This window comes from Microcystis sp. M061S2 (assembly GCF_020245605.1).
In the GTDB taxonomy this organism is placed as follows: domain Bacteria; phylum Cyanobacteriota; class Cyanobacteriia; order Cyanobacteriales; family Microcystaceae; genus Microcystis.
Genome location: NZ_JADBUP010000149.1, coordinates 1 through 4,904, shown reverse-complemented (window position 1 = coordinate 4,904; position 4,904 = coordinate 1). Strand labels below are relative to the sequence as shown.

General features: G+C 43.1%; 5 protein-coding genes and 1 pseudogene. 3 read left to right on the top strand and 3 right to left on the bottom strand.

The genetic code is table 11. The annotated features are described in order from the left end of the window. A pseudogene (locus IM475_RS23230) lies at positions 1 to 148 on the bottom strand (homocitrate synthase/isopropylmalate synthase family protein); the annotation flags it as partial. A 42-nt stretch (positions 149 to 190) separates the two neighbouring features. Between IM475_RS23230 and IM475_RS21840 the strand changes: the two are divergent. From IM475_RS21840 to IM475_RS21830, 3 genes are read left to right on the top strand one after another with little or no spacing between them, the layout of a single operon-like run. Next, positions 191 to 619 (top strand): hypothetical protein, encoded by a 429-nt coding sequence (locus IM475_RS21840; RefSeq protein WP_287729118.1) that lies wholly within the window; start codon positions 191 to 193, stop codon positions 617 to 619. A gap of 9 nt (positions 620 to 628) precedes the next feature. Further along, positions 629 to 1,606 (top strand): hypothetical protein, encoded by a 978-nt coding sequence (locus IM475_RS21835; protein ID WP_287729117.1) that lies wholly within the window; start codon positions 629 to 631, stop codon positions 1,604 to 1,606. Positions 1,607 to 1,630: 24 nt separating this feature from the next. Beyond that, a complete protein-coding gene (locus tag IM475_RS21830) occupies positions 1,631 to 3,013 on the top strand; it encodes a hypothetical protein (protein WP_287729116.1) in 1,383 nt (460 codons plus the stop codon). Positions 3,014 to 3,021: 8 nt separating this feature from the next. Here the strand turns inward: IM475_RS21830 and IM475_RS21825 are convergent, their stop codons facing one another. Then, complete coding sequence (locus IM475_RS21825; protein WP_287729115.1) at positions 3,022 to 4,485, bottom strand: M48 family metalloprotease; 1,464 nt, start codon at positions 4,483 to 4,485, stop codon at positions 3,022 to 3,024. A gap of 91 nt (positions 4,486 to 4,576) precedes the next feature. Next, positions 4,577 to 4,904, bottom strand: a 328-nt coding sequence (locus IM475_RS21820; protein ID WP_287726644.1) for an alpha-isopropylmalate synthase regulatory domain-containing protein, incomplete at its 5' end; no start/stop codon positions are given.

The window sequence follows — 4,904 nt, the reverse complement described above, 5'->3', positions numbered from 1 at the left end:
TGAGTTTATGTTTTAACACCCCGTCCTGATGGATTCCCGACTCGTGTGCGAAAGCGTTAGCACCGACGATCGCCTTATTCGGTTGCACGATCATGCCGGTAAGATTAGAAACTAGGCGAGAAGTGCGATAGATTTCCTTGGAAGGAATTGTATAATCAATTTTGTCTAAATACTTATAGGGGATAATTTTATGTCAGAAGCCAGTCAGCAAACAGTTACCCAGATAGTTGGCTCTAATACAGGTCAGATACAGGCGATCGCGGCAGGAGGCAATGTGACTGCTACTCAGCAGGGGGCTTCAGGTGAGACGACTGAGCAAATAACTCAAGAGCAGGCGGTAGAGATACTAGCTCAGATTGAACAATTGCTAAAAGCTTCTCCTTTGCCGTCAGAAGTGGTCTCCAAAGCCACTGAATATACAACAAACGCCAAACAGGAAGCCAACGAAGAGAAACCAGAGCAATCAATCATTATCAAGCAGCTTGAGCGGGCAACTTCCGTTATTAAAAAACTCGATACGACGGCAGGAGCAACTAAGGATTTAATCAGCAAGTTAAGACCCCTTTTTGTCAAGTTAGCGGCTTGGCTGGGAGTAGCCATTAGCCATTTCTGGGGATGAAGTAAGAGAATGAGCAAGGGATCTCCTAAATTCAACCCTCAACAGCCTTCTGACAGTCAGAACATCGCTCAGGATGTTGGGCATAATGAAGGCAGAATACAGAACGTAAATGCTGGTGAAAATGCCTATGTAATTCAAGGGGATAATAGCTCGATTAAGATCTTTCCTCCTCAAGTTGGCTACAAGAGCCGGACTTTATACGGAATATTGGGGGTAACTACTTTGATTGTTATCGCGGGTGTGGTATCGGTTTGGCAGCAGCACCAACAGGTTAAAGAAGAAAAATCTATGTACTCTCTTTTGTCCCAAAGTATTACTCCACAAAATGCAGAAATTATCGTTGCCAAACTGCCTGATTACTTAATGAGTGCTGACGTTCGTCAACAGAAGGGAGAGGGAGAAAAAACCATTGCTGACTACCGCCAGATCTTGACAATGGCTAATCAATTGAAACAGGAAATCACAGAAAATCCCCAAAGCTTTCCGGGGATTGTTTCAAAAACAACTCAACTTGAGGAAATCTCGCAAAGGGCCGAGTCATCTTTGGCAGAGGTAATTCGTCAGCATCGACTCCCACTCCTCCAAACTCAACTCAGCAATCAGGATTTTGGCGAACAGATAGAAAATGATGCTTCCAAGAAAGAAAATCAATACACGGGGGCATTGCGAACAACTTATGAAATTTTAATGGGTAACTGGGGAGTCAAGGCTGACCGTAATAATAGTGGAGTGCTAGATGAAGGGGAAGAGGATGCTTTTCCTTGTGAAACTCTCAAAAAAATTGAAGAATTATGGCGTAAGTTTACCAATAATAATTGTGGCTGGTATGGCTCTCAGGATATACTTGCACCTGAATGTCGGGAACTCAATGGACATACTCTCAGAAGTGTCTTGATGTATCCTCCTGCTCTTCCTGAACTAGAAAAAAGATTAGAAGAGTGTAAAATTTTTAAAATTTACCTCCCCAAAAATAGTAGAAATCATTGATCATAAGTCTATTCCTCAAAAGCTATGAATAAATCTCAACCGAGAATACTACGAATCATCGCCAGCTTTCTGATTCCTTTATCTACTCTAATTCCCACCCCCAGCAGTTACGCTGAAATCCCTGATTCTGCGGAAGTAACGCAAATTATCGGGCCCAACTCTCTAGGGATTCGCCGCCGTCGTGGGGGGGATTACGACCCTGTTAGTCAAGGAACGATTATGAAAATTTTAGATAAGTTAGACATTCCCAGTAGTGGTCGCACCTATGCTAAATTAGAGTTCTACAATAAGTCTAATCTACCGATGGGACTGGCGGTGCAGGCCAGCATTAAGAATAACTTGAGAACTTCCTATTATTTCCCTTGCTTGGTAGAAACAAAAGATACTTTTATCATTGAATGGACTAATCCCAAGACGACGAAACGGGGATGTGCAAACGGCTTTAAAGTTCGTTCTGGTAGTCGTCGCAATACTAACTTACCAGACAGTAATCAATTTTTTACTTTTGCGTCAATTAAACAGTGGTTGATGGGACAGAAATCTCCTAGCAGTTGGCGATATTGTACTGTGGTTGATGAAAGGGGGCGTGGTTGGCTGGGAATCTCTCAATTTCGTTCTAATCCCTGTGAGAAACCTCTCCAAGAATGCGAAGCAACTGGAAAAGGAAATTGCGTGAGGTTAACCTTTGATTATTGGGAGACAGAAGATTCAGAATTAACGGCTTCAGTTTCCTGTGCTAATAACCAGGAATTTATCCTTAAGGAATCAGGTTTAGCAATGAAGGAAAGGGTGGAACAAATTTGGCAAGAAGCTAAAGCTAAGGGAGCAACTTTCTGTGGGTTGCAGGTTTTTAGCCATGAAGATACGATTATCGAACCTTCATGGATTGAAGAAATTAATCGGGTTGAAATTGGGAATATTGACCCCTGTTTAACTTTTCGTATAAATGAGGGTGAAGTCAGGGTAAGGTCAGTTAAAAAACCTGAAGGAGTTTCCATTAAAAAAGGCGACCAATATCAGTATTGTCTCGACCAGCAAGTTGATTCCAATTATCAGTTTGATGCTTCTGTCGAGTCAATTGATATGCAAATCTTCCTAGCGCGTAGTCGTGGTTATGAATTCTGTGACCGACAGCAGGCAAGTGGCGGACAAGAAGGAGATGTTAGAAGGATTCAACTAACGGCTAATCAAGGAGAAATCCGCCTTGATTATGAGATGTACGGGATTCCAGATAGGCTACGGGTTATTTATGAAAATCGGGAACTGGTTAATACCGGATTTGTATCGGGTAGGAAAAGTTTATCTATTCCTTTCAGTGGTAATTCTGGTCAGGTGACTGTGGAATTAACTGGCAATATAGAGAAATCAGGAACTAAATGGAATTACACTCTATATTGCCCTCAATAGGACTTTCCTTAACTGGAATTTTTCAATCTTTCCTGAATTTCTCGGTGTTTCTTGACCCCTTCATAAGCGTAGCGATCATAGCCGTTATTATGAATCATTTTTTCCAGATAACTTACTCTCTCAACTGGGGCCGGATGAGTTGAAAGATAATTAGTAGGCGCATCTCCATGTAGCTTTTTAAACGTAACAGTTAAATTACGCAGTCCATCGGCAGCATAGCCCGAAAGTGCCAAAGACCTGGTTCCCAAAATATCGGCTTGGCGTTCAGCTTCTTGGCTGTATTGTGCGCTGACTACGGGGGAAACTCGGTCGAGGAAAGGGACAATTTGACTTAAATTACCCAGTAAATTAGCCTGAGCCATTTTTAAAAAACCATGAGAGAGAACAGCATGGGCAATTTCATGTCCTAATAAACCAGCGAGTTCTGCTTCAGAATTGGTCTGCAAAATAGCTCCTGTATTGATAAATACCTTGCCACCTGACAGGACAAAGGCATTGATTTTGCTATTTTTGACAACGTAATATTTATAGTCAAAATCTCGTCCCATGTAAGAGGTGATTCTGGCAGCTATTCCTTTGATGTAGTTGAGGACTTCTCCATCCTCTACCAATTTTCCTTCTTTTTCATATTTTCCAGCAAACGCCGCCGCCATTTGTTCTCCAAAGGCAGATTCTCCTTGAATCATGAGCAAAGCCATCTGAAACCCAGAAATGACTTGATAGGGGTTTTGATTCAAGCCACCCGCCAATACCCCTATCACTGTACCCACAACCGTCTGTCCGATTAATTGTTGCTTGACTTTGCTTTCAAATTTTTTCAGATAGTTGTCGGCGAGTTGGGCAAATTCAGTGGCTTCTGGATAGTCGTTATAGACTAAAGAAAATTGACGGGCGGCAATGGAGGCTTCTAAAAGCTTTTCTTCCGCTGCAAAAACCTCAATTTTCTTTCTGAGAAAATCCGGGTTATCGGGATACAATTCTGTCAATCGTTCTAGAATTTGGCTGGCAGTTTTAGCCTGTCCTTCTTGGGCATATTGAGCGCAAAATTCAGATTCTCTCAAACAAAAATCAACCAGGGTTAGCTGAGCAGGAACGAATTGTGGATAACTTCTGGTGAGACCAATCAGATTAAAGAAAATTTTGCTTTTAAAGGCATCGGAATCCTGTTCCATTCCCTCCTGTGCTTGTTGCCAAAGTCTTCGTCCACCCCCTAGTTCTTCAATCTCATAGACTGGGTCGGGGATTTCAGTGGCAGTCTCGTCCGAATTGGCAAAGTCCAGCTTACATTGGCGATAAAGTTCTTTGGCTTCCTTCTTCTTTCCCGCTTGGTAGAGTTCGTCTGCTTTGGTCATGGTGGCAAAGCAGTCGCTGGTAGCGGCACTTTGGACGGGAGGTAGGTTTAGTAGTACGCTAAGGCTGAAGAACAAACTCAGACCGACGGCTACCCATTGAAATTTTTGGATTAGCTTCATAGTTTTCTGGGCTTTGTTGAATCAAGAGATGAATCAAGAAGGAATAGATACTTTTTGAAACTTTAGATAATAGAACTCGACTGGAATCTATCTAGACTTGTAGCATTTCGGGGGTTTTTTCCTTCTGCTGCAGTGCGACATGGAGACGGTTTAAGGCACTGACGTAGGCGCGAGCGGAGGCGACAATAATATCGGTATCGGCCGCGCGAGCAGAGTAGGTGCGTCCTTCGTAACGGAGACGGATAGTCACTTCTCCCAAAGCATCGATTCCCTCGGTCACTTCCCGCACCGAGAAAGAGATTAATTCGTTAGGAATCTGCACCACTCGATCGATCGCTTTGCAGAGAGCATCTACCGGTCCTGTACCAATGGCCGCATCGGATAACTCGCTACCGTCGGGAGTGCGAATCGTTACCGTG

Bases quoted from the DNA above. Each gene is read 5' to 3' on its own strand.
- IM475_RS21835 (WP_287729117.1), top strand. From the start codon at position 629: ATGAGCAAGGGATCTCCTAAATTCAACCCTCAACAGCCTTCTGACAGT.
- IM475_RS21825 (WP_287729115.1), bottom strand. From the start codon at position 4,485: ATGAAGCTAATCCAAAAATTTCAATGGGTAGCCGTCGGTCTGAGTTTG.
- IM475_RS21840 (WP_287729118.1), top strand. From the start codon at position 191: ATGTCAGAAGCCAGTCAGCAAACAGTTACCCAGATAGTTGGCTCTAAT.
- IM475_RS21830 (WP_287729116.1), top strand. From the start codon at position 1,631: ATGAATAAATCTCAACCGAGAATACTACGAATCATCGCCAGCTTTCTG.